Here is a 22530-nt window from a genome sequence, read left to right as displayed (position 1 = left end):
CCTCACCGGGCCGGCTGCCAGCGGGACAAACGCAACGCGTTGGCCACCACAATCAGGGAGCTCAGGGACATGCCGATGGCAGCGGCCCACGGGGGGATCAGCCCCATGAACGCCAGGGGCAATGCCAGTACATTGTACAGAATGGCCCAGCCCAGATTCTGGCGAATAATTGTGCGGCACTTGCCCGCCAATGCAAAGGCCCGCGGCAACGCTCTCAGATCGCCTTTGAGTAAAATGGCGTCGGCACGGGACTGCGCCAGATCTGCCGCCGACATCATCGCCACCGACACGTCGGCGCCGGACAGCACCGGCACGTCGTTGATGCCATCACCGATCATCAGCACGCGCTCATCGCGCTTCTGTAAAGCCTTCAGGCGCGCCAGTTTGTCCTCCGGCGTGGCACCAGCGCGATACTCCTCAATGCCAGACAGGGTCGCCAGACGCGGCACTTCGGCAGATTGATCGCCGCTGAGTAATTCGGTGGCCACGCCCTGTGCACCCAGCATGGACACGGTATCGGGCGCGCTGGGCCGCATTTCGTCCCCAAGCCCCAGCCAGGCCACCGGACCCTGCTGGTCCCCCAGCAGCAGCCATTGGCCCTGCTCCGAGGGCACGGGGTAGCGAGCTGCGGCGGTGCGGTCGGCGCCGGTCAGGGCCAGAACGAATTCAGGTACGCCGAGACGATACTCGGTGCCCGCACAAGCGCCCGACACACCGCGACCGGTCACCGCCTGCAAGCCGGTGGCCGAGCGATTGCCAAACCAGGGACGGAAAGCGCGCGCGAGGGGATGGTTATTCTGCGCCTCCAGCGCGGCGGCAATATCCCGGGCCGCCTCTTCGTGAACGCCTTCACGCAGCAGCATAATACTGCGCAACTGCGGCGCACCCTCGGTCAGCGTGCCGGTCTTGTCAAAAATCACCCGCGTCACCTGTGGCAGGGTTTCCATCACATGCCCGCGCGCCACCAGCAACCCCAGCTGCTGCAGGCGCAGTGTTGCTGCGGCGAGTGCCGCCGGCGTCGCCAGGGACAGCGCACAGGGGCAGGTCACCACCAGCACCGAGAGCGCCACCCAGAAAGCCCGGCTGGGGTCCTGCTGCCACCAGAATACGAACGCCGCCACCGCAATAATCAACACCGCGGCAATAAATCGCCCTGCGATGCGATCCGCCAGTGCCGCCTGCGCCGGCTTGTCGAGTTGCGCCTGCTCAACCAGTTTTTCAATCGCCGACAGGCGCGTGCCGCTGCCGGCAGCGGTGATCTCGACGGTAAGCGATGAGTCGCCGTTGACACTGCCGGCAAACACCGGGCTGCCAACGCGCTTCTGCTGCAGTGCCGACTCTCCGGTCAGAATCGACTCATCGACGCCACTCGCACCCTCGACCACTTCTCCGTCTACCGGAATCGTATCCCCCGGCCGCAGCAGAATGCGCTCACCGACCGCCAGGGCTGCCACCGGAACCGACTCCACCTCACCCTCGGCGTTCTGGCGCAGGGCCGCCAGGGGCAGAAGCTGCGCAAGCCCGCCGCTGGCGAGCCCTGCACGATGCCGCGCGCGCATTTCCACGAAACGCCCGAGCAGCAGGAAGAAAGTAAACATGGAAACGGATTCGAAATACACCTCGCCGGTATCGAATACCGTGGCGTAAACACTGGCGCCGTAGGCGAGGCCAATGGCCAGCGAGACCGGCACATCCATCACCAGATGGCCGCTGCGCAACGCGCGCCAGGCCGCGCCAAAAAATGGCAGGGCCGCGTAGCAGACCACCGGCGTGGCAACGATCAGGGAAACCCAGCGAAAGAACTGCTCGAACTGCAGGTCAATGCCCTTGCTACCGCCAAAATACAGGGCGATCGCGAACATCATCACCTGCATGGTGCCCAGGCCGGCAACACCCAGGCGGCGCATGGCAGCCCGTCGCTCCTGTTGCAGCATGCGCTCATTGTTGGCCGCGGTGGCCGGCGACGGGCGATAACCGATCGCCGCCAGCGCAGAAAACAGCGCGCTGACGTCAACCCGGTCGGGGGCAAAGACGATCTGCGCCCGGTGAGTACTGGCATTGACCGAAACCCGCTCGACCCCGGTCATGGCGGTCAGCTGTTTTTCAATCAGCCACACGCAGGCAGCACAGGTAATACCGCCCACCAGCAGGCTCGCTACCCGCAGAGACTGCGGGTCATCCACTCCGGGTAGAGTACCAGTGAAATCCCGCACGAACTCACTTTGCACCTGCGGCAAATCGTAGGCCTGCCAGCGTTGTGCCGGCGCCGCCTCCGGTCGCTCGCTACTCTGCTCGCGGAAGCGATAAAAGTTATCCAGCCCACCGGCCACAATGGCGCCCGCAACGGCTTCACAGCCGGGGCAACACATGGGGCGGTCGATGCCATCGATCCGGACGGCGTAATGGCTGCCGTCCGCAACCGGTAGCCCGCAGTGATAGCAATCGCTTGCACTGTCCGCCGCGGCAGCGGCGCTGGCAGGTTGGGCATTGACACGGGTGGCAAGCGAATCACTCATCGAATCACAGCTCTGCGGGCTTCAGGGGCACTCCGTTGCCGAGATTGAAATTGATTTCGCCTTTCAGGCGCCATTGGGCCCGGCGGAATTCCTCAGGATTGAGTTCAGGAATGACCTGCAGGTACCAACGGTGTTGCATCGGCGCCTTGACCTCGCCCCGGTAACGGCCCGCAGATATCTGTTCCAGCACCACGTGCTCGTCCAAATCGGCCTCTACCGGGTGACTGAGCGTCAACAGCAGTTTTTCCGGGTACGTCAGGTTGCCTCTGAGGTCCAGCGACACGGTGCTGTCCTGGGGGGAAAACAGGAGCACGCCCGCCAGGCCCATGGCCCTGGCCTGCTCGTCCTGTCCCGCGGAGTAGTGATACAGGCGACTGTCTTTGTAGTACGTATCACTCACGGTGTCATCGCCGTAACGTACCGCAATCGACACCAACACAAAGGATACGATCACCACCAGTACCAGCGGCGCCATGACCATCCAGAACCAGGGTTCGCGATACCAGGGCGCGGGCGTTTGAGGATTTTCTTTTTGAGTCACTGAATTAATCAACCAAAATTCTAACCGGGCAAATGAAATCAGAACCGCAGCGGGCGCACCTCACTGGCGCGCCCTCCGAGTCCCATACGGCACCTTATCGCTATTTGGGTCCGATAAAGATTGTCCGGTGGCGGTCCTTGAGCTCCGGTGCGTCTTTGGCCTGAATCTCGATGAAGATATCGTGCTTGGTATCCTTGAGCTGCGATTTGGGCACGCTCACGCGGATGGGCACGGAGTATAACTCGCCCGGGCTGACCACAGGATTTTGTTGCATGCGCAGGGAGTAGTCGTACTCAGGCTTGCCCTGTACGCGAACAATAAATTCGTGCGGGCGCTGATCCATATTGTTGATCTTGACCGTGTAGACATTCTGCACCAGGCCCTGCGATACGCGGTACATACGCGCACCACGGTCCCGTTGCACCTCCGCCTGCACCGGTGAGCGCGTGGCGACGTGATAGGAAAACAATCCGATCATCAGCAGCAGCACCAGGCCATAACCGATCAGTCGCGGACGCACATACTGGGTTTTGCCGGTTTCCAGCTCATCTTCCGAGGTAAACCGGATCAACCCACGGGGATACGCCATCTTGTCCATGACGCTGTTACACGCATCCACGCACAGGCCACAGTTGATGCACTCGTATTGCATGCCGTCCCGGATATCGATATCCACCGGACACACCTGCACACACCAGTAACAATCAATGCAGTCGCCCATACCCTGGGCTTTGTAGTCGACGTTTTTCTTGCGTGGGCCACGGGCCTCACCGCGGCGTGCATCGTAGTACACCGCTAGGGTGTCTTTGTCGTACATTACCGACTGGAAGCGCGCATACGGGCACATGTATTTACACACCTGCTCACGCAAAAAACCGGCGTTCATATAGGTGGCAAAGGTAAAGAAAGCGACCCAGAAAACACCCTGGGGATGGGCATTAAAGGTGGCAAGGTCCACCACCAGGTCGCGGATACCGTAAAAGTAACCGACAAACGCCAGTGCGGTCGCCAGGGAGATCAGCAACCAGATGGCGTGGGTGCCACTTTTGCGCAAGACCTTCTCAGTATTCCAGGGTGCCGCATCCAGCTTCATTCGCTTGGCACGGTCACCTTCACACACCCGCTCGGCCCAGATGAACATCAATGTCCAGACCGTTTGCGGACAGGTAAAACCACACCAGACCCGCCCCAGCCAGGTGGTGATAGCGAACAGGGCAAATGCAGAGATGATCAGCAGGCCGGCCAGCAGGATACCGTCCTGCGGACCAAATGTGGTCCAGAAGATGTGAAACTGCCGCGCAGGCAAATCGAAGTGCACCGCCTGATGCCCATCAATATTCAGCCAGGGGATAAAGAAAAAGGCGAGCAGTAAAGGAAGGCCGGTATATTTTCGAATGCGGGTGTAAACACCGCGAATATGGCGAATATAGACCTTGTCGTCAGATTCGTAGAGCATCCGGTAGCGGACTTCACCGTCACCTTCCTGCTCTTCTCGGGTAGGAATTCTATCGCTCACAAAACCTCACTTTCCCCAGATTATTATCGGGTCGAAAACTGCAGTGACATGCAATGAGGCTTGTTCTTCTTCCCTGCGGTGCCCTTCCCGGCTTGTTTGGGTGGCGGCATCACGCCGCCACCCAATACTTACTTCGGCAATTTGCCGCGCTGGCCTGAGGCCAACGATTATTGCTGGACGTCTTCCTGACGCGACAGGCTGTAGACATACGCAGCGACCAGACGAATCTTGTCTTCACGCAGCTTGTCTTTTTGCGAAGGCATATTGTTGCTACGACCACCGCGAATGGTGTGCTGGATCTCTTCGCGGGTGCCGCCGTAGAGCCAGATATCGTCGGTTAGGTTCGGCGCGCCCAGCGCCTGGTTACCTTTACCGTCCACCCCGTGACAGGCCATGCACACGGTGCCGAAGACTTCCTTACCCTTGGCAGCCAGAGCCGCATCGTGCTCACCACCGCTCATTGCCAGCACATACTCGGTAGTGGCCTTAACGCCATCCTCGCCGATCAGCGGGCCTTGAGGAGGCATCAGCCCCTGACGACCATCGTGCAGCGTCTTGAGAATCTGCTCAGGCGAGCCACCGTACAGCCAGTCACTGTCGGTCAGGTTGGGGAAACCGTAGTTACCGCCACCATCCGCGCCGTGACACACCGAGCAGTTGTTCGCGAAGATACGCGCACCCATCTTGAGCGCGTCGCGATTTTCCGCAATCTTCTCGATTGGCATTTCAGCGTACTGCCCGAAGCTCTCCTTGAACTCCGCCTGTGCCTTGGCCTGATCGGCCTTCAGCGCGCCTACGGAAGTCCAGCCACCGATGCCCTTGAAGTTACCCATGCCCGGGTAAATCACCAGATACGCCGCCGAGAACACCAGCGTGATGACAAACATCAGGAACCACCACCGCGGCAGTGGGTTGTCATACTCTTCGATGCCGTCGTACACGTGGCCAGTTGTACGGTTTTCCGGATCCTGCTGGTCATCCACCGCCACTTTGCGGTTTGCGAAAAGTACCCAAACGACCAATGCGAGATTGGCGAGGGTGAGCACAATTACCCAAACACTCCAAAATGTACTCATTTGTCCTGCCCCTGTTGCTGTTTCTTGTCAGCCTCTTTGCCGGCTGTGCTTTCGCTCTCGCGAGCGGTCCTGTCTAGATTTTCCTGCTCATCGGCAAACGGCAGTTTGGCGTCCTCTTCAAAGCGCTTTTTGCGCTTTGGCGAGAAGGCCCACCAACAGACCCCGAGGAATGCGAGCGCGCCGAGAACTACACCAATTTGCCGAAGAATATCGATCATCACCGAGCACCTCGCTTAGCGCTTCTGCTGCACCAGAGTGCCCAACTGCTGAAGGTAAGCCACCAGCGCATCAATTTCCGTCACGCGCCCGCCCACGAATGGCTTGCTCGCATTGGCGATATCCTCGTCGGTATACGGAACACCCACGGTGCGCAAGGCGCGCATTTTCGCGGCGGTATCCTTGCCGGTGATGATGTTGTCAAACAGCCAGGGGTAAGCCGGCATGATGGACTCCGGCACCACCGTGCGCGGATCGTACAGGTGTGCACGATGCCACTCATCGGAGTAGCGCTCACCCACCCGGGCCAGGTCCGGACCGGTGCGCTTGGAGCCCCACAGGAACGGGTGTTCGTACACATGTTCCTGCGCCATGGAGTAGTGGCCGTAGCGCTCAACTTCCGCGCGCAGCGGGCGGATCATCTGCGTGTGGCACACATGGCAACCTTCGCGGATGTAAATATCGCGCCCTTCCAGCTCGATAGGGCCAAGCGGCTTCAGGCCGGCGATAGGCTCATTGTTGTCCTTGATGAAGAACTGGGGAACGATTTCAACGAGGCCGCCGAAGCTAATGGCAATCACGACGAAAAAGATCATCCAGCCAAGATTTTTTTCTACGATGTCATGGTTTTTCACGATCAGGTCCCCTTAAACGCTCTTCGCCACTGGCAGGTTTTCGTCGTGACGGACGTCGCCTTCTTTGGGTTCGTCAGTGATGGTACGGAACACGTTGTAGGCCATCAGTACCATGCCAAATGTGAAACAGGCACCACCCAACCAACGCACGATGTAACCGGGCTGGCTTGCAATCACACTCTCCACAAAGCTGTACGTCAGCGTGCCGTCCGCGTTAAATGCGCGCCACATCAGGCCCTGGGTAATGCCATTGACCCACATCGCAGCGATGTAGAGAACGGTACCGACGGTCGCCAGCCAGAAATGCGCGTTGATCAGTTTCACGCTGTACATTTCCTTGCGCCCCCACAGAACCGGCACCAGGTGGTACAGGGCACCGATGGAGATCATGGCAACCCAGCCCAGCGCGCCCGAGTGCACGTGGCCAACGGTCCAGTCGGTATTGTGCGACAGCGCGTTCACTGTCTTGATGGACATCATCGGGCCTTCGAACGTGGACATGCCATAGAACGACAGGGACACAACCAGGAAACGCAAGGTGGGGTCGGTGCGCAGTTTGTGCCAGGCACCGGACAGGGTCATGATGCCGTTGATCATGCCACCCCAGGACGGTGCCAGCAGGATGATCGACATAACCATCGCCAGGCTCTGGGTCCAGTCAGGCAGGGCAGAGTAATGCAGGTGGTGACCACCGGCCCAAACGTAGATGGAGATCAGCGCCCAGAAGTGCACGATGGACAGCTGGTAGGAATACACCGGGCGGCCGGCCTGCTTGGGCACGAAGTAGTACATGATGCCGAGGAAGGCTGCCGTCAGGAAGAAGCCAACCGCATTGTGGCCGTACCACCACTGGATCATTGCATCGGTGGTGCCGGCATACGCAGAGTATGACTTCAGGGCACTGACCGGGATCGCCAGGCTATTGACGATGTGCAGCATGGCAACGGTGATGATGAACGCACCAAAGAACCAGTTGGCAACATAAATATGGGAAGTGCGGCGCTTCATGATGGTGCCGAAGAACACCAGGCCGTAAGCCACCCAGATCAACGCGATCAGGATATCGATCGGCCACTCCAGTTCCGCGTATTCTTTTGCAGAGGTGTAACCCATCGGCAGTGTGATCGCCGCGGCCACAATGACTAATTGCCAGCCCCAGAAGGTAAAGGGAATTAGCCAACCACCCCACAGGCGGGTCTGACAGGTGCGCTGCACCACGTAGTAGGAAGTCGCAAACAGCACGCTGCCACCGAACGCGAAGATCACCGCATTGGTGTGCAGTGGGCGCAGGCGCCCAAAGTTCGTGAAGGGCTGCCAAAGGTCATTCAGCGAAGGCCATGCGAGCTGTGCGGCGATCAATACGCCGACAGCCATCCCAACAATGCCCCAGACCACCGACATGATGGTGAACTGGCGCACGATGTTGTAGTCATAGTCCGGCAACTTGCCGGCCTCTGCCACCGTTGTCGTCATTGTGTAACTTCCGTTGCTTTTTGAGGTTCATTTCCGTCATACGCGAGGGGACCGCCACCCAAATAGCGGCTACACCCTTCACGGTAGACCGGGCGGGCACAGAAGCGACGATTTAAACGCTGTAATCGCCGCCTCTGGCTGATTTAGATCAAGTCTCTGCCTTTACCTGCGGCAATTCGCAGCCTAAGGGCGTTCAACTTGATGAAGCCTTCGGCGTCTTTCTGGTCGTAGGCACCAGCATCGTCTTCGAAGGTGGCTATTTTTTCATCAAACAGACTGTCTTCCGAACGGCGGCCAACCGCTGCGACACTTCCTTTGTACAACTTCAGCCGCACCTCACCGTTCACCACCGCCTGTGATTCGTCAATGGCTGCCTGCAGCATCCGGCGCTCCGGAGACCACCAGTAGCCGTTGTAAATCAGCTTGGCGTAACGCGGCATCAACTCGTCTTTGAGGTGGGCTACTTCACGATCCAGGGTGATGGATTCGATGGCGCGGTGCGCCTTCATCAAAATGGTGCCGCCGGGAGTTTCGTAGCAACCGCGGGATTTCATGCCCACGTAACGGTTTTCCACGATATCAAGTCGCCCGATGCCATTGGCGCCACCCAGCTTGTTCAGCTTCTCCAGCAATGTGGCCGGACTCATGCGCTCGCCGTCGATAGCGACGGGATCGCCCTGCTCAAACTGCAAAGTAATATAGGTAGGCTGGTCCGGCGCCGCTTCAGGGCTGACACTCCAGCGCCACATATCGTCTTCCGCTTCTGCCCAGGGCTCCTCGAGCACACCGCCTTCATAGGAAATGTGCAGCAGGTTGGCATCCATGGAGTACGGCGACTTTTTCTTCTTGTTGGAGAAATCCACCGGGATCTTGTGCTGCTCGCAGTATTGCATCAGCTTTTCGCGGGAAGTCAGGTCCCATTCGCGCCACGGGGCAATCACCTGGATGCCCGGCTTCAGCGCGTAGGCGCCCAGTTCAAAGCGCACCTGGTCGTTGCCTTTGCCGGTGGCGCCGTGCGAGATGGCATCGGCGCCGGTCTCGTTGGCGATCTCTATCAGCCGCTTGGCAATCAGGGGGCGAGCAATGGAGGTACCCAGAAGGTACTCCCCTTCATAGATGGTATTGGCGCGGAACATGGGGAACACGAAGTCCCGCACGAACTCTTCGCGCAGGTCGTCGATGTAAATTTCCTTCACGCCAAGCGCTTCCGCCTTGGCGCGCGCAGGCTCTACCTCCTCTCCCTGACCGATATCCGCGGTAAACGTGACGACTTCACAACCATAGGTATCCTGTAGCCAACGCACGATCACCGAAGTGTCGAGGCCACCAGAATACGCCAGCACCACCTTGTCGATCTTACTCATTACTATCCTCTGTATAGTGGGCCCGTTTACACGGGAAGTGCCGTCACTAAAGGCAACGATGCCGCCGCAGCGGGGCAAGGCGCCCATTTAACGCTCGGTCTGGGGGGGATTATTTTTGGATGAGTGCCCAGGAACGGCGGACAGGCCGCCTTTTTTCGGGGCGGGATTGTAGCGCCTAGAATCGGCTACGACTAGCACCACAACGAGCGTCGCCGGATTGTTCGCCCGGTAATCGGCACCATCTGTTCACTTTACACTCAAACTGCTTGCAGATAAGGCATTTGCGGCAGCTTTCGCAATTTACTGGCGCTTCGGGTAGCATCGGCGCCGCGATCAATCCGGGAGGAGATATTCGGTGGAGCCGAAACAGCAAATTACTCTGCGTAAACCTGACGACTGGCACATTCATTTGCGCGATGGCGCGGCGCTGACACGCACCGTGGGCGACGCCGCAGAGCAATTTCAGCGGGCGATCATCATGCCCAATCTGGTACCACCGGTGGTGAATGCCGACGAGGCATTGGCCTACAAGGCGCGCATTGAGTCTGCAATCCCGCAGGGCAAGAGCTTTACGCCACTCATGGTGATTTACCTCACGGACAACACCACACCCGAGGTCGTGCAACAGGCCCACGCTGCAGGCGTGGTGGCCGCCAAGCTCTATCCGGCTGGCGCCACCACCAACTCGGACTCCGGGGTGACGGATATTGCCAACATCTACCCGGCCCTCGAAGCGATGCAATCCTGCGGCATGAAACTACTGCTGCACGGAGAAGTCACCACCAGCGACATCGATATCTTCGACCGCGAACGCATTTTCATCGAGACCATATTGGGCCCCGTGGTGGAGGACTTCCCCAGCCTCAAGATTGTGCTGGAGCACATCACCACGGCGCACGCCGCGGAGTTTGTTGCCAATGCGCGGGAAGGCGTGGCAGCCACCATCACCGCGCACCACCTGCTGTACAATCGCAACCACATGTTGGTTGGCGGGATTCGCCCCCACTATTACTGCCTGCCGATCCTGAAGCGCGGTTACCACCAGAATGCGCTGATCGAAGCGGCCACCAGTGGCAGTCCGAAGTTCTTCCTAGGCACCGACTCCGCCCCGCATGCGCAGGGCAAGAAAGAAACCGCGTGCGGCTGTGCCGGCTGTTACACCGCTTACAGTGCCATCGAGCTGTATGCCGAGGCGTTCGAGCGGGCAGGAAAACTGGACAAACTGGAAGGCTTCGCCAGTGAGTTCGGGCCGGACTTCTACGGCCTGCCACGCAACTCGGATACCATCACCCTGGTGCGCGAGCCGTGGACACTCCCCTCCGGCCTGCCGATGGGCGAAGAGGCACTGATTCCGCTGGCAGCCGGCGAAACACTGAACTGGCGCAGAGTTTAACCCCGGGTTGCCGCACACAGGCGCCGCACCGTTTGTTCGTTTGATAGATTATTCAGGATTCCCGTGACCCCAGCAGAAACGCCCCAAGGCCCCAAGAGCCTCCTGGCCCAAAGATTCCGCGGTTTTCTACCGGTGGTTCTGGATCTGGAAACTGCAGGCTTCAATGCCCGCACCGATGCCTTGCTGGAGGTATCCGCGGTCATCCTGAATATGGATGACGACGGGACCCTGTTTGCCGAGGAGACCCACAGTTTCCATATCGAACCGTTTGAAGGTGCCAATATCGAGCAGTCCGCGCTGGATTTCACTGGTATCGACCTGGAATCGCCCGACCGCGACGCCTGGCCAGAAGAAATAGCGCTGCCCGAGATGTTTCGCAAGATCCGCAGCGCCATCAAGTCCCATAGCTGCACCCGGGCGATCATGGTGGCCCACAACGCCCACTTCGATCTGGGCTTCATCAATGCAGCCGTGGAACGGTGCGGCGTCAAACGCAATCCCTTCCACCCATTCTCCTGTATGGATACCGCAACCCTGGCGGGCCTCGCTTATGGGCAGACGGTGCTCGCCAAGGCCTGCCAGACTGCCGGCATCGAGTTCGACAACAATGCCGCGCATTCCGCAGAATACGACGCACAAAAAACCGCCGAGCTCTTCTGTGGCATCGTTAACCGCTGGCGTGACCTTGGCGGCTGGCCACTGGACCCATCGACAACCGGTGACCAGGATCTGACGCAAGAAGGCGACGGCGCCTAAGCGCCCTCCACTGCACCCCCTCAGTCCCCTTTTGGCCAAACCGCGGCCGTGCTACCACCGTACTACCTAAGTCGCATACCCCTCACTCGCCAGGCCCGCTAGGCTCGGGGGAGGTCCCATAACAATAGCGGTGAATATGATGATTGAGCGCCCTACGCGCACGCTGCTGGGTGCCGGTCTCGGCGCCCTGCTTGCAACAGGTGCAAGCTACACCTCAGCCGGAAGCTGGCAACACAATGTGCCCATTGGCGGCTTCGACAAAGTCCATATTTACACCCCCGATAGCCGCTCCCCCATCGGAGACGGCAAATCCTTGCTGGTGCTTCTGCACGGTTGCGTTCAGCCCATTGATAGCTACCTGACCGCCGACCTCGAAGGCGCCGCAGAAACCTACGGCATGGTGGTCGCAGTCCCGGATGCCAAGCACAAGGCCGGCTACAACTGCTGGTCCTACTGGGAAGACGCCAGATCCCGCTCTTCGGGTGACTACAAAAACCTGATCAGCCTGGCCGAGACCATGAGCGATGACAGCGCCCGCGATATCGACCCGAACCAGGTATACATTGCCGGGCTTTCCTCCGGGGCCGTATTTGCCAACACCACCGCCTGTATCGCACCGGATGTGTTTGCCGGTGTTGGTGTGAGCGCCGGGCCAAGTATCGGCACCAGCCCCAGTGGCGCCATTGGCCGCTGTGAAGCTGCCGATGTCACCAACCGCTGCCTCGGCTATGCGGGAAACAATGCCGAGCATTTCGCAACCCAGATCGCGTCCATCACCCACGGAACCGACGACAAGACGGTCAACGCCTGCTACAACCAGCAAAACGCCCAGGGCATGGCGGGCGTGTACCAGGTGGAGCAGCTCCCGGAAACCAGCACCTATAGCGAGGGCGGGCACACCGCAACCGAAACCTTGTGGCAGGACGGACGGGTATCCATGCTGTGGCTTAATGGTGTGGGGCACGCCTGGTCGGGCGGCAAGCAGGCCAGTGGCAAGTATGTCAGTAACACCGGGGTCAATTATGCCCACTACCTGGGGGCCTACTTTGTTGCACACAACAACCGGGTCGATCGTACCGAGTCCCCCACATCGGCCAGGTAACCCCCTGATCTACCAGCCTTTTCCGGCGAATTTCACCCTTCTCCGATAAGCACCGCGCCTGCCAACGCAGGCGCCCGCCTGCCCCACGCGCCACCGCAGCCCCATGGCGGGTGATTTTTTGCACAAATTGCGGTATTATCTACCGCTCATACATAAAAGTGGACAGTATTGTGGCTAAAAAAGCATCCAGCGCCAGCAAACGCAGTAAGGAAACAGTCTCAACCGAGTCACGCGAAGCCATCGAATCCCAGATTCAGGCGTTCCTCGCCAACGGCGGGCAGATTGAGCAGGTACCCAAAGGTGTCAGCGGCCAGACCAACACTTCCGGCCCCAAGCACATCACGCTCGGCAAAAAGCCGCGCGCCTGATACCTGATACACACCGTCATCGCTGCTGAACTTATTGTGAAGCCGCACAGCGGATGGTGACCGGCAGGACAGAGACTATGTGCAACCGCGATAGATACTGGCAGGCGTTAGCGCCCGGGTACAAAAAGCAGGCACAAAAAAGGCGGGATCAATCCCGCCTTTTTTGTGCCTGATCTTATTGCCTAAACTTCAGGGCATCTCATCCAGCTCCGCACCTTCCTTCACCGGCGGCATCAAGTCTTCCTTGGTGATATTCATCGCCATCAGGATGTTGGCTGCCACATACACGGACGAGAAGGTACCGATGATGACGCCCACAATCAGTGCCAGCGAGAAGTTGTGGATCAGTTCGCCACCAAAGAACTGCAGGGCCCACAGCACCAGCAAGGTGGTGAAAGAGGTCATGAAGGTCCGGCTCAGCGTCTGGCTCATGGAAATATTGATCACTTCGTCGGGCTCAGCCTGCCGCACCTTGCGGAAGTTCTCCCGCACCCGGTCGTACACCACGATGGTGTCGTTGATCGAGTAGCCGATCACCGCCAGCACCGCGGCTAGCACCGTGAGGTCAAAGTCCAGGCGCAGAATCGCGAAAAATCCGAGCACGATGATCACATCGTGTATCAGCGCCACCACGGCGCCGACCGCAAATTTGTACTGGAAGCGCAGCGCCACGTACGCCATCACCACCGCCAGCGCAAACAACATGCCCAGGCCGCCATCATCGCGCAGTTCCTCACCGATTTGCGGCCCCATCATTTCCACCCGACGCAGGTCGATACGCCCATCAGAGTGCTGGCGCAAGGCCCCAACCACTTTGTCGCCGATGGAGTTGGTCGCTTCGGCATCGCGGGCATTTTGCTGTGTCTGCTTTACCGCAACTTCCGGAGGAAGCTTGATCAGCAATTCGCTGTCGGAGCCGAAACGCACCACCGCGGCGCCTTCAAATCCAGCCTCGGCCAATTGACTGCGTACATCTTCAATCTTCGGCGGGTTTTCATAGCCGACTTCAATCTGGGTGCCGCCGGTAAAGTCCAGGCCCAGTTTCAGGCCATTGGTGGCCAGGGCGACAATAGAGGCAATCACCAGGATCAGCGACATGGCCGCAGCCACTTTGCGCCAGCGCATGAAATCGTATACGCGCTTGCCCATATACTCGGTGATCTTGCCGTTTTCTTCTTTGGTAGTGCTCATCACCGTCCCCTTAAATCCACAGTTTCTGCACACGGCGGCCGCCGTAGAACAAATTGATCAATGCCCGCGTGCCTATAATGGCGCTGAACATGGAGGTGAGAATGCCGATGGACAGTGTCACCGCAAAGCCCTGTACCGGTCCGGAGCCGATGGCATAGAGAATAACCGCCACGATCAGGGTGGTGATATTGGCGTCGACAATCGCACTGAAGGCGTTGTCAAAACCGGCATTGATTGCAGATTGCGGTGGCAGACCGTTGCGCAATTCCTCCCGTATCCTCGAGAAGATCAGAACGTTGGCATCCACCGCCATACCGATGGTCAGTACCATACCGGCAATACCCGGGAGGGTGAGAGTGGCCCCCAGAATCGACATCACGGCCACCAGCAACACCAGGTTGGTCGCCAGTGCGATATTCGCCGCGAGCCCGAAGACCCGGTAGAAAACCAGCATACAGATGACCACCGCGAGCAGACCAATCTGCACTGAGGTCACACCGACCTTAATATTGTCCGCACCGAGGGACGGGCCAATCACCCGCTCTTCCACGAAGTACATGGGCGCAGCCAGGGCACCCGATCGCAGCAACAGTGCCAGTTCCTGTGCCTCAGCCGGGCTACCCAGCCCGGTGGTGCGGAACTGGCGGCCCAGGGGGCTCTGCACAGTGGCGAGGCTGATGATCTTTTTGTCATCTGTGCGCTTCTGCACGATGACTTCGTTGCCTTCCGCGTCCAGCTGTTTTTCCGGGGTGAAGCGACTCTCGACGAATAGCGTCCCCATCCGGCGGCCGACGTTCTTCCAGGTGGCGCGATGCATCATCTCGCCACCGCGGGAATCCAGGGTGATATTCACCTGTGGGAACCCGCTCTCGTCATAGCCAACCCGGGCGTCCGTTACCCGCTCACCGGAAATGATGATTTTACGTTCCAGCCAGGCACCGCCGTAGGCAGCGCGTTCCTGCTCATCGCGGAATTCAAAGTACTCTTTGCTGGTGACCAGTGTGTCCGACTTGGCCTCCATGCGATATTCAAGGTTCGCGGTTTTACCAATGATGCGCTTGGCTTCCGCCGTATCCTGTACGCCCGGCAACTCGACCACGATCCGGTTGCGCCCCTGGCGCTGCACGATGGGCTCCGCAACCCCCAGCTCGTTCACGCGGTTGCGCAAGGTGGTCAGGTTCTGGGTTACCGCATAATCTTCCAGCTGCTTGATTTCCTGTTCAGACAAGGTCGCACGGATTTCAAGATTGCTGCCGCCACCGGCTTCGCGAAATTGCAGGGTGGGGAACTCTTTACGCAGTGTACGCAAACCGAGCGTGCGCAGCTCTTCATCGCGGAATCGGGCCACGATTTCCCGATCGTCCCTCAGGTCCACACTGCGGTAGCGCGCCTTGGCTGCACGCAGCTTGGACTTCACGTCGGCGACGTAGCCTTCCATATTGGTCTTCACAATAGAATTGGTATCCACCTCCATCAGGAAGTGCACACCGCCCGCCAGGTCAAGACCGAGCTTCATCGGGCTGGCGCCCAGGTTTTGCAACCACTCAGGGGTCGTGGGCGCCAGGTTCAGCGCCACAACATACTCACCGTGACCCAGGAATTCCTGAATTGCGCGCTTCGCCGGGAGCTGCTCCTCGATGGACTTGAGACGGATCAGTACCGACTTGTCCTGCACCTCGCCGCCAAAATAGCCGATTCCTGCCTCGTCCAGTGCCTTCTGGACTTCGGCGAGCACATTTTGATCAATCTTCAACACGGTGGATTGACCGGATACCTGCACGGCAGGGTCCGGGCGGTACAGGTTCGGCGCTGCGTACAACAGCCCCAACCCGGTAATGATCAGAATCAGGAGATATTTCCAGAGGGGGAAGCGGTTCATGCGGTTCTCATTGTTGGAGTGGCCCGCTCCACGGGCACATTTTTTTCGATAACTGACGATATGCGGCCGGCGCCTGATGATTACAAGCCAGCCAGCGCACGTATCCAAGTTGGGGGCTGATTATACGGGGATAGGCAGGTGGCACAAATCAGCACTGACACGGCTTAGCCTAGTGCAGGCACCTCTCGCCCCAATCCTTCATAGAAGGAAGCCACATACGCTTCCAGCCTGCCTTCGGCGATTGCCTCACGCAGCTGCAGCATCAGCCGCTGGTAGTGGCGCAGGTTGTGAATGGTGTTGAGCTGAGAACCAAGGATTTCGCCGCATTTATCCAGGTGGTGCAGGTAACTGCGGGAAAAATTTTCACAGGTGTAACAATCGCACCCCTCCTCCAGAGGACCCGTATCGTAGCGATGCTTGGCATTGCGGATCTTCACCACCCCGGCGAAGGTAAACAGGTGGCCGTTACGCGCGTTCCGGGTGGGCATGACACAGTCGAACATGTCCACGCCACGGCGTACGCCCTCGACCAGATCCTCGGGCTTGCCAACCCCCATCAGGTAGCGAGGCTTGTCCTCGGGCATCTTGTACGCAAGATGGTCCAGAACCTTGATCATCTCGTCCTTGGGCTCCCCCACAGACAGCCCGCCAATGGCATACCCGTCAAAGCCGATGTCCGTCAGCCCGGCGAGGGAGACATCCCGCAGCTCCGGGTACATGCCCCCCTGCACGATACCGAACAGGGCCGATGGACTGTCACCATGCGCATCCTTGGAGCGCTTGGCCCAGCGCAGTGACAGCTCCATGGATTTGCGCGCCTCGTCCGGTGTTGCGGGATAGGGCGTGCATTCGTCAAAAATCATCACCACATCCGAGCCCAGGTCTTTCTGTACCTGCATGGACTCTTCCGGCCCGACAAACACCGGGCTGCCGTCTACCGGGGATTTAAAGGAGACACCCTCCTCACTGATTTTGCGCATCTTGCCCAGACTAAATACCTGGAAACCGCCAGAATCCGTGAGAATCGGGCCCTGCCACTGCATGAAGTCGTGCAAGTCACCGTGGGCCTTGATGACCTCGGTGCCAGGGCGCAACATCAGGTGGAAGGTGTTCCCAAGAATGATATGCGCACCAATCTCCTCCACATCTCGTGGCAGCATGCCTTTCACGGTACCGTAAGTGCCCACCGGCATAAACGCCGGTGTCTCCACCACACCGCGGGGGAAACGCAGACGCCCACGACGGGCCTTGCCGTCCGTGGTATCCACTTCAAACTTCATAAAACACTCGCGGCTCAAGACGCTCTCCTCGAAAACTGTGGCCAAATCCGTACGCTTACACCCATGCCTGTACGCTAACCATTCAGGGTAGAAATTGTTACTTTCGCCCTACTTCCGCCGGATCCACCGCGGAATTCCGCTCAATCAGCATCGCATCGCCATAACTGAAGAAACGGTATTCATTTTCCACCGCAGCCGCGTACGCCTGCATGGTGTGCTGATAACCCGCGAAAGCACTTACCAGCATCAACAGCGTGGACTCCGGTAAATGGAAGTTGGTGATCAGACGATCCACCACCTTGAAGGTATAACCGGGGTAGATAAAGATATCGGTCTCCCCCCTGGTAGGCTTCAACTCACCCGATGCCGCAGCGCTCTCCAGCGCGCGAACACTGGTGGTGCCCACCGCAATCACCCGCCCGCCACGCGCCTTGCACGCAGCAACCGCTGTGCACACCGCTTCCGGCACATCCAGAATCTCAGTGTGCATCTTGTGGGTATGAATGTCGTCGACACGTACTGGCTGGAAAGTACCCGCCCCCACATGCAGGGTGACGAATGCGGTTTCCGCGCCCTTGTCGCGCAGGGACTCGATCATCTGCTCATCGAAATGCAGACCGGCGGTGGGAGCGGCTACCGCCCCCGCGTTACGACTGTATACGGTCTGGTAGCGCTCCTTGTCCGACTCCGTATCGGCGCGGTCAATATACGGCGGTAGCGGCATATGCCCCAGACGCTCAAGCACCGCAAGCGCCCCCTCTTCCGGAAACGCCAGCTCAAACAGGGCGTCGTGGCGGTCCACCATCTTGAGGACCGTCCCATCTTCCAACAGGATCTCACTGCCTGGCTTCGGCGACTTACTCGAACGAATATGCGCCAACGCTCGATGCTCGTCCAATACCCGCTCAATCAGTATCTCCAACCGACCGCCACTGGCCTTGTGCGCAAACAGCCGCGCGGGAATCACCCGGGTATCATTAAATACCAGCAGATCACCGGGCTCCACCAGATCGAGAAGATCACTGAAACGTCGATGCGCCAGCGCACCGGTTTCTCCATCGAGACACAAAAGACGACTGCCCCGGCGCTCTTCGGTAGGCGCTTTGGCGATCAGAGATTCCGGCAGATCGAAATAGAAATCCTGGCGTTGCATGAACTCAGTCTAGGTGGTTATTGATTGGCCGCGAATCCTAACGGAAAGCACTCCCGTAGCCAAATCCAGTTGACCGCAACCGGCCCATCGCTATAATCATCGTCCTTTCCAAGCCAAGTCCGATCTTCGCTTGTGAAACTGCCAGAGTGGTGAAATTGGTAGACACAGGGGATTCAAAATCCCCCGCCTTAACGGGTGTGCCGGTTCGAGTCCGGCCTCTGGTACCAAACAAAAAAGCCCTGATTGCGAAAGCAGTCAGGGCTTTTTTGTTTGGTACCTGGGGTCGGTTGATTACCGACACTCGGTTCGACCAACCGCGCCAGCGGTTGGGACGCCGCAGGCGCCCGAAGAGGCGCATTGGCGCAGCCAATGTGATCAGTCCGGCCTTGGAAGGTGGCACCCGTTTCTTAAACGCCTCCTTTACTTAAACCTGACCAGGTAGCTAATTCAGTAGCGCCGTGTGGATATAAAAAAGGCCCTGGTCGCGTTGGCGATCGGGGCCTTTCTATGTTCGACCTGGTGGTGTGGGTCGCTGGAAGTCTGCGGACCTACACTGGGTGTCGAGCGGCGCTCGCCATCGCGGTGCGACGCCTTTCGGCGCCCTAGCCTCTGCTCCTTCGGAGCGGCCGGGGTCGCGCACGACCTTTCACATGGCAGCGCTTTGCGCTGCGAGGTAGTGGCAGTAATTCACCGTATCCTAAATAAAAAAAGGGCCACCCAAATGGGTGGCCCTTTTTTTTATTTAGAAGCCTGACAAAACGGCACGACAGCCGTTTTGCACAGCCGAAGGCTGCCCGAAAGGCGAGGGCCAAGGATGGCCCGAGTGACCTGACCGTACCGCGCAGCGGTAGTTCATCGGCAGGCTGCAATGAAAAAAGCCCTGACCGCGTTAGCGATCAGGGCTTTTGGAATAGAAGCCTGACGATGACCTACTCTCACATGGGGAAGCCCCACACTACCATCGGCGATGTTGCGTTTCACTTCTGAGTTCGGCAAGGGATCAGGTGGTTCCACAACTCTATTGTCGTCAGGCAAACTGGCTTGGGTTGGCGTGGTCTTATGAGCTCTATGCTCCGCGCTGCCGCTTGATCGTCCGTTTGCCACTGCTCTCGCAGTTAACGATCAACCCAAAAAGGTCGGTAAAACATTCTGTAGTAATACACCGCAAGTCGATCAATCGATCTACGCGTCTCTCGATTCACAATCCCGGATTCATAATCCGATCGTAAATAACCATTTCTGTTGTATGGTCAAGCCGCACGGGCAATTAGTACTGGTTAGCTCAACGCCTCACAACGCTTCCACACCCAGCCTATCAACGTGGTAGTCTTCCACGGCCCTTTAGGACTCTCAAGGAGTCAGGGAAATCTAATCTTGAAGGAGGCTTCCCGCTTAGATGCTTTCAGCGGTTATCCCGTCCGAACATAGCTACCGGGCAATGCCACTGGCGTGACAACCCGAACACCAGAGGTTCGTTCACTCCGGTCCTCTCGTACTAGGAGCAACTCTTCTCAAATTTCCAACGCCCACGGCAGATAGGGACCGAACTGTCTCACGACGTTCTAAACCCAGCTCGCGTACCACTTTAAATGGCGAACAGCCATACCCTTGGGACCGGCTTCAGCCCCAGGATGTGATGAGCCGACATCGAGGTGCCAAACACCGCCGTCGATGTGAACTCTTGGGCGGTATCAGCCTGTTATCCCCGGAGTACCTTTTATCCGTTGAGCGATGGCCCTTCCATACAGAACCACCGGATCACTATGACCTACTTTCGTACCTGCTCGTCATGTCTGACTCGCAGTCAAGCGCACTTATACCATTATGCTCATTGCATGATTTCCGACCATGCTGAGTGCACCTTCGTACTCCTCCGTTACTCTTTGGGAGGAGACCGCCCCAGTCAAACTACCCACCATACACTGTCCTCGATCCGGATAACGGACCAGAGTTAGAACCTCAAACATACCAGGGTGGTATTTCAAGGATGGCTCCACTGCAACTGGCGTCACAGCTTCAAAGCCTCCCACCTATCCTACACAAGTAGGCTCAAAGTTCAGTGCAAAGCTGTAGTAAAGGTTCACGGGGTCTTTCCGTCTAGCCGCGGGTACACTGCATCTTAACAGCGATTTCAATTTCACTGAGTCTCTGGTGGAGACAGCGTGGCCATCGTTACGCCATTCGTGCAGGTCGGAACTTACCCGACAAGGAATTTCGCTACCTTAGGACCGTTATAGTTACGGCCGCCGTTTACCGGGGCTTCGATCAAGAGCTTCGCCGAAGCTAACCCCATCAATTAACCTTCCGGCACCGGGCAGGCGTCACACCCTATACGTCCACTTACGTGTTTGCAGAGTGCTATGTTTTTAATAAACAGTCGCAGCCACCTGGTCACTTCGACCGGCCTCAGCTTAGGGAGCAAGTCCCATCACCAAAACCGGCGTACCTTCTCCCGAAGTTACGGTACCATTTTGCCTAGTTCCTTCACCAGAGTTCTCTCAAGCGCCTTGGTATTCTCTACCTGACCACCTGTGTCGGTTTAGAGTACGGTTCACAATTGCCTGAAGCTTAGAAGTTTTTCCTGGAAGCAGGGCATCAACCACTTCACTTACCGAAGTAAGCTTCGTCATCAGCTCTCAGCCTTAGGGACCCGGATTTGCCTAAGTCCCCAGCCTACAACCTTAAACATGGACAACCAATCGCCATGCTGGCCTAGCCTTCTCCGTCACTCCATCGCAGCAATTGCAAGTACAGGAATATTAACCTGTTTCCCATCGACTACGGCTTTCGCCCTCGCCTTAGGGGCCGACTAACCCTGTCCCGATTAGCGTTGGACAGGAACCCTTGGTCTTCCGGCGGGGAGGTTTTTCACCCCCCTTGTCGTTACTCATGTCAGCATTCGCACTTGTGATACCTCCAGCAGACCTCACAGTCCACCTTCAGCGGCTTACACAACGCTCCTCTACCATGCTCCTAAGAGCATCCGCAGCTTCGGTTATCAGTTTGAGCCCCGGTATATCTTCCGCGCGGGCCGACTCGACTAGTGAGCTATTACGCTTTCTTTAAAGGATGGCTGCTTCTAAGCCAACCTCCTAGCTGTCTGGGCCTTCCCACATCGTTTCCCACTTAACTGATATTTGGGACCTTAGCTGGCGGTCTGGGTTGTTTCCCTTTTCACGACGGACGTTAGCACCCGCCGTGTGTCTCCCGCGATTGCACTCCTCGGTATTCGGAGTTTGCATGGGGTTGGTAAGTCGGGATGACCCCCTAGCCCAAACAGTGCTCTACCCCCGAGGGTGAGACGCGAGGCGCTACCTAAATAGCTTTCGAGGAGAACCAGCTATCTCCCGGCTTGATTAGCCTTTCACTCCGATCCACAGGTCATCTCCTAATTTTTCAACATTAGTGAGTTCGGTCCTCCAGTTGATGTTACTCAACCTTCAACCTGCCCATGGATAGATCGCCGGGTTTCGGGTCTATTGCCTGCAACTAAACGCCCTATTAAGACTCGATTTCTCTACGGCTCCCCTATGCGGTTAACCTTGCTACAGACAATAAGTCGCTGACCCATTATACAAAAGGTACGCAGTCACCCCGAAGGGCTCCTACTGCTTGTACGTATACGGTTTCAGGTTCTATTTCACTCCCCTCTCCGGGGTTCTTTTCGCCTTTCCCTCACGGTACTGGTTCACTATCGGTCAGCTGGGAGTATTTAGCCTTGGAGGATGGTCCCCCCATGTTCAGTCAAGATAACACGTGTCCCGACCTACTCGATTTCAATCAATGTGCCTTTTCGTGTACGGGGCTATCACCCTGTATCGCGGAACTTTCCAGATCCTTCCACTAAGACATAAAGACCTTAAGGGCTAATCCCCTTTCGCTCGCCGCTACTCAGGGAATCTCGGTTGATTTCTTTTCCTCCGGGTACTTAGATGTTTCAGTTCCCCGGGTTCGCCTCCCTAACCTATGTATTCAGTTAGGGATACTCCTAAAAGGAGTGGGTTTCCCCATTCGGACATTCCAGGATCAAAGCTTGTGTGCCAGCTCCCCTAGACTTTTCGCAGGCTCCTA

Annotated in this window: 16 protein-coding genes, 1 tRNA gene and 2 rRNA genes (1 of these 19 cut by a window edge); 5 read left to right on the top strand and 14 right to left on the bottom strand. The window is 57.9% G+C overall.

All coding sequences use genetic code 11. From position 1 onward, the window contains the following. Window positions 1–2: 2 nt before the first annotated feature. The 8 genes from AU182_RS07250 to AU182_RS07215 all read right to left on the bottom strand — a co-directional run bounded on the left by AU182_RS07250 (window position 3) and on the right by AU182_RS07215 (window position 9337). Window positions 3–2516, bottom strand: a complete 2514-nt coding sequence (locus AU182_RS07250) for a heavy metal translocating P-type ATPase (protein ID WP_066962999.1) — start codon at window positions 2514–2516, stop codon at window positions 3–5. Between the two features lie 4 nt (window positions 2517–2520). Continuing rightward, a complete protein-coding gene (locus tag AU182_RS07245; RefSeq protein ID WP_227718163.1) occupies window positions 2521–3057 on the bottom strand; it encodes a FixH family protein in 537 nt (178 codons plus the stop codon). 100 nt (window positions 3058–3157) lie between these two features. After that, window positions 3158–4573, bottom strand: coding sequence for a cytochrome c oxidase accessory protein CcoG (ccoG, locus tag AU182_RS07240; RefSeq protein ID WP_066962993.1), 1416 nt, complete (start codon window positions 4571–4573; stop codon window positions 3158–3160). Between the two features lie 167 nt (window positions 4574–4740). Continuing rightward, window positions 4741–5649, bottom strand: coding sequence for a cytochrome-c oxidase, cbb3-type subunit III (ccoP, locus tag AU182_RS07235; RefSeq protein WP_193754308.1), 909 nt, complete (start codon window positions 5647–5649; stop codon window positions 4741–4743). After that, a complete protein-coding gene (locus AU182_RS07230) occupies window positions 5646–5867 on the bottom strand; it encodes a cbb3-type cytochrome c oxidase subunit 3 (protein ID WP_082859281.1) in 222 nt (73 codons plus the stop codon). The genes ccoP and AU182_RS07230 overlap by 4 nt, the downstream gene beginning before the upstream one ends. 15 nt (window positions 5868–5882) lie before the next feature. Further along, a complete protein-coding gene (gene ccoO, locus AU182_RS07225) occupies window positions 5883–6500 on the bottom strand; it encodes a cytochrome-c oxidase, cbb3-type subunit II (protein ID WP_066962987.1) in 618 nt (205 codons plus the stop codon). A 12-nt stretch (window positions 6501–6512) separates the two neighbouring features. Continuing rightward, window positions 6513–7973: a cytochrome-c oxidase, cbb3-type subunit I gene (gene ccoN, locus AU182_RS07220; protein ID WP_066962984.1), complete on the bottom strand. Its 1461-nt coding sequence runs from the start codon at window positions 7971–7973 to the stop codon at window positions 6513–6515. A gap of 143 nt (window positions 7974–8116) precedes the next feature. Continuing rightward, a complete protein-coding gene (locus AU182_RS07215; RefSeq protein ID WP_066962979.1) occupies window positions 8117–9337 on the bottom strand; it encodes an argininosuccinate synthase in 1221 nt (406 codons plus the stop codon). A 355-nt stretch (window positions 9338–9692) separates the two neighbouring features. Between AU182_RS07215 and pyrC the strand changes: the two genes are divergently transcribed. The 4 genes from pyrC to AU182_RS07195 all read left to right on the top strand — a co-directional run bounded on the left by pyrC (window position 9693) and on the right by AU182_RS07195 (window position 12956). After that, window positions 9693–10730: a dihydroorotase gene (pyrC, locus tag AU182_RS07210; protein ID WP_066962976.1), complete on the top strand. Its 1038-nt coding sequence runs from the start codon at window positions 9693–9695 to the stop codon at window positions 10728–10730. Between the two features lie 63 nt (window positions 10731–10793). After that, on the top strand, window positions 10794–11486 hold the full coding sequence (rnt, locus tag AU182_RS07205; protein WP_066962972.1) for a ribonuclease T: 693 nt from the start codon (window positions 10794–10796) through the stop codon (window positions 11484–11486). A gap of 139 nt (window positions 11487–11625) precedes the next feature. Continuing rightward, the gene (locus tag AU182_RS07200; RefSeq protein ID WP_082859280.1) at window positions 11626–12588 is read left to right on the top strand and encodes a PHB depolymerase family esterase; all 963 of its coding nucleotides are present in this window, start codon (window positions 11626–11628) and stop codon (window positions 12586–12588) included. A 170-nt stretch (window positions 12589–12758) separates the two neighbouring features. Next, window positions 12759–12956, top strand: coding sequence for a hypothetical protein (locus AU182_RS07195; RefSeq protein WP_066967670.1), 198 nt, complete (start codon window positions 12759–12761; stop codon window positions 12954–12956). Between the two features lie 189 nt (window positions 12957–13145). On the opposite strand, the gene secF is transcribed toward AU182_RS07195, so the two are convergent. From secF to queA, 4 genes are all read right to left on the bottom strand, one after another. Further along, window positions 13146–14147 carry a protein translocase subunit SecF gene (gene secF, locus AU182_RS07190; protein WP_082859279.1) on the bottom strand — a complete coding sequence of 334 codons (1002 nt, stop codon included), beginning with the start codon at window positions 14145–14147 and terminating at the stop codon, window positions 13146–13148. A gap of 10 nt (window positions 14148–14157) precedes the next feature. Continuing rightward, entirely contained in the window at window positions 14158–16026 is a 1869-nt protein-coding gene (secD, locus tag AU182_RS07185; protein ID WP_066962965.1) for a protein translocase subunit SecD, read from the bottom strand. 164 nt (window positions 16027–16190) lie between these two features. Next, window positions 16191–17324, bottom strand: a complete 1134-nt coding sequence (gene tgt / locus AU182_RS07180) for a tRNA guanosine(34) transglycosylase Tgt (RefSeq protein ID WP_227718162.1) — start codon at window positions 17322–17324, stop codon at window positions 16191–16193. A 79-nt stretch (window positions 17325–17403) separates the two neighbouring features. Then, complete coding sequence (gene queA / locus AU182_RS07175) at window positions 17404–18459, bottom strand: tRNA preQ1(34) S-adenosylmethionine ribosyltransferase-isomerase QueA (RefSeq protein WP_066962960.1); 1056 nt, start codon at window positions 18457–18459, stop codon at window positions 17404–17406. A 140-nt stretch (window positions 18460–18599) separates the two neighbouring features. Between queA and AU182_RS07170 the strand changes: the two genes are divergently transcribed. Then, window positions 18600–18686: transfer RNA gene (locus AU182_RS07170), tRNA-Leu, on the top strand. A 689-nt stretch (window positions 18687–19375) separates the two neighbouring features. Here AU182_RS07170 and rrf read toward each other — a convergent pair. After that, window positions 19376–19491: ribosomal RNA gene (gene rrf, locus AU182_RS07165) — 5S ribosomal RNA — on the bottom strand. Between the two features lie 214 nt (window positions 19492–19705). After that, window positions 19706–22530 (bottom strand): 23S ribosomal RNA (locus AU182_RS07160); it runs 58 nt beyond the window's last position.

Origin of the sequence: Microbulbifer sp. Q7, assembly GCF_001639145.1 — a bacterium.
Lineage (GTDB): Bacteria > Pseudomonadota > Gammaproteobacteria > Pseudomonadales > Cellvibrionaceae > Microbulbifer.
This window is presented reverse-complemented; position numbering and strand designations above follow the sequence as displayed.

Bases quoted from the DNA above. Each gene is read 5' to 3' on its own strand.
- secD (WP_066962965.1), bottom strand. From the start codon at position 16,026: ATGAACCGCTTCCCCCTCTGGAAATATCTCCTGATTCTGATCATTACC.
- AU182_RS07250 (WP_066962999.1), bottom strand. From the start codon at position 2,516: ATGAGTGATTCGCTTGCCACCCGTGTCAATGCCCAACCTGCCAGCGCC.
- queA (WP_066962960.1), bottom strand. From the start codon at position 18,459: ATGCAACGCCAGGATTTCTATTTCGATCTGCCGGAATCTCTGATCGCC.
- AU182_RS07200 (WP_082859280.1), top strand. From the start codon at position 11,626: ATGATTGAGCGCCCTACGCGCACGCTGCTGGGTGCCGGTCTCGGCGCC.
- AU182_RS07215 (WP_066962979.1), bottom strand. From the start codon at position 9,337: ATGAGTAAGATCGACAAGGTGGTGCTGGCGTATTCTGGTGGCCTCGAC.
- ccoN (WP_066962984.1), bottom strand. From the start codon at position 7,973: ATGACGACAACGGTGGCAGAGGCCGGCAAGTTGCCGGACTATGACTAC.
- ccoP (WP_193754308.1), bottom strand. From the start codon at position 5,649: ATGAGTACATTTTGGAGTGTTTGGGTAATTGTGCTCACCCTCGCCAAT.
- AU182_RS07230 (WP_082859281.1), bottom strand. From the start codon at position 5,867: ATGATCGATATTCTTCGGCAAATTGGTGTAGTTCTCGGCGCGCTCGCA.
- secF (WP_082859279.1), bottom strand. From the start codon at position 14,147: ATGAGCACTACCAAAGAAGAAAACGGCAAGATCACCGAGTATATGGGC.